At 71.6% G+C, this 2086-nt stretch carries 2 protein-coding genes; one reads left to right on the top strand and one right to left on the bottom strand.

The features are described 5' to 3' along the window. The first annotated feature begins 44 nt into the window (after positions 1–44). Positions 45–1025, top strand: coding sequence for a small ribosomal subunit Rsm22 family protein (locus tag GUY60_RS37145; protein WP_161705912.1), 981 nt, complete (start codon positions 45–47; stop codon positions 1023–1025). An 18-nt stretch (positions 1026–1043) separates the two neighbouring features. Here the strand turns inward: GUY60_RS37145 and GUY60_RS37140 are convergent, their stop codons facing one another. Further along, positions 1044–2081 carry a metallophosphoesterase family protein gene (locus GUY60_RS37140; RefSeq protein WP_376771365.1) on the bottom strand — a complete coding sequence of 346 codons (1038 nt, stop codon included), beginning with the start codon at positions 2079–2081 and terminating at the stop codon, positions 1044–1046. Between the last annotated feature and the right edge of the window lie 5 nt (positions 2082–2086).

Below are 2086 nucleotides of genomic sequence, written 5' to 3'. Positions count from 1 at the left end.
GGCGGAGCCCCCTGGGGGTACTGGGGCCCCGGTAGGATTCCCAGGTGAACGCCCCCACCACATCCGCCGAAACCCTGCGCAGCGCCCTCGCAGCCCTGCTCGACGGACTCCCGCCCAAGCAGGCCGCCCAGGCCGTGGACCGGCTGATCGCCAACTACCGCGGCCGCACCCCGACCGACGCCCCGGTCCTCCGCGACCGCTCGGACGTCGCGGCCTACGCGGCGTACCGGATGCCGGCCACCTTCGAGGCGGTACGCGCCGCCCTGGCCGCCTTCGCGGACGCGGCGCCCGAGGGCTGGGCGCCGGACAGTCACACCGACATCGGCGGCGGCACCGGGGCGGCGACCTGGGCGGTCACCTCGACCTGGCCCGCGCAGCGCCCCGTGACGGTCCTCGACTGGGCCGAGCCCGCCCTGCACCTGGGGCGTGAACTGGCCGCGGCCAACCCCCTGTTGGACGACGCGCGCTGGCAGCGCTCTCGTATCGGAGCAGCGCTCACCGTCGAGAGCACTGATCTCGTCACCATCTCGTACGTGCTCGGCGAGCTGACCGCGGCGGACCGCGGCTCGGTCGTCGAGGCCGCCGCCCGCGCCGCGCAGACCGTCGTGGTGATCGAACCCGGCACCCCCGACGGGTACACCCGGATCATCGAGGCCAGGGACCGCCTGATCGCCGCGGGCCTGCGCGTCGCGGCCCCCTGCCCGCACAGCGCCGCCTGCCCCATCGAACCCGGCAAGGACTGGTGCCACTTCTCCGCCCGCGTCAGCCGCTCCTCCCTGCACCGCAAGGTCAAGGGCGGCTCCCTGCCGTACGAGGACGAGAAGTTCAGCTACGTCGCCGCCACCCGCCTCCCCGCCGAACCGGCCACGGCACGGATCGTCCGGCGGCCGCAGATCCGCAAGGGCCAGGTGCTCCTCGACCTGTGTGTGGCCGACGGCGCCCTGGAACGCACCACGGTCACCAAGCGCCACGGACCGCTGTACAAGGCGGCCCGTGACGCGGACTGGGGCGACGCGTGGCAGTGACGCCGGACCGGGGTGCTGTCAGATCGCGGTGTGCAGCGGCACCGTGATCTGCTTGATCCAGGCCGAGCCGGCGAAGTCGCGGGCCCGCACGACCACCTTGTCGCGGTACACCTCGACCTGAAGCCCCTGGTTGAACGTGCCGGGCACCTCCACCTCGCCGCCGGCGCCGTTGTCGGTCCAACCGACCTGGACGGCACCGGTGTTGACGACGTTGAAGCCCTCGGGGTTGGCCGTACCGGGCACCACGCGCCGTACGTACCAGTCGGACAGGCCGAGGTCCCAGTGGGTGTGGCCGCAGAACAGGAAAGCGTCGCGGTGGCGCCCGAGGATGCCGAGGAGCCGGTCGGCCTGGAGGTAGTCCTTCATGTACAGCTTGTTGCGGCTGCCGGAGACGGTGTTCGGCAGCGGGTGATGCGTGACGACCATGACCGGCTTGCGCTTGCCCTGCCAGTACCGGAGCCGGTCCTCCAGCCAGGCGAACTGCTCGTCGCTCATCCACACCTCGTCCCACAGGGCCGAGTCGTGGAAGTGCATGTACTTCTCGGTGCCGATGGTCAGCACGGGGATGCCGCCGAAGGACTGCTCGTTGTAGACCTTGTCGCGGCCGGCGAACTTGTAGAAGCTCTTGAACAGCGAGTCCTCGGTGGTGCCGTTCGGCCAGGTCGACTGGGACAGGGTGTCGGGGTCGGCCCACTTCGGCACGTAGAACTCGTGGTTGCCGATCGCCCACGCGGCCTTGGGCAGCGTGTGCTTGCCGAAGGCCCTGGTGACCTCCGCGTACTCGAAGTCGTAGCCGCGCGGCGTGATGTCACCGGCGATGGCGATGCCCGTGCTGGCCGGGTTGATGCCGGTCATGTCCTTGAGGGCGACGTCCAGGTCGCGCAGATCGCCCTGGATGTCGCTGATGACGTTGAACGCGCTGACGAGGCCGGCCCCCGGCGCGGCCGCCGTGGCGGCGCGGGCGGGTATCTGGGCGGCGGCGCCGAGGGCGACCGCGCCGGTGGCGGCGGTCAGGAGGGATCTACGGTCCACGGGGACGTCCTTCCGGGACGGGATGTGGG

Origin of the sequence: Streptomyces boluensis (assembly GCF_009908195.1) — a bacterium.
In the GTDB taxonomy this organism is placed as follows: domain Bacteria; phylum Actinomycetota; class Actinomycetes; order Streptomycetales; family Streptomycetaceae; genus Streptomyces; species Streptomyces boluensis.
This window is presented reverse-complemented; position numbering and strand designations above follow the sequence as displayed.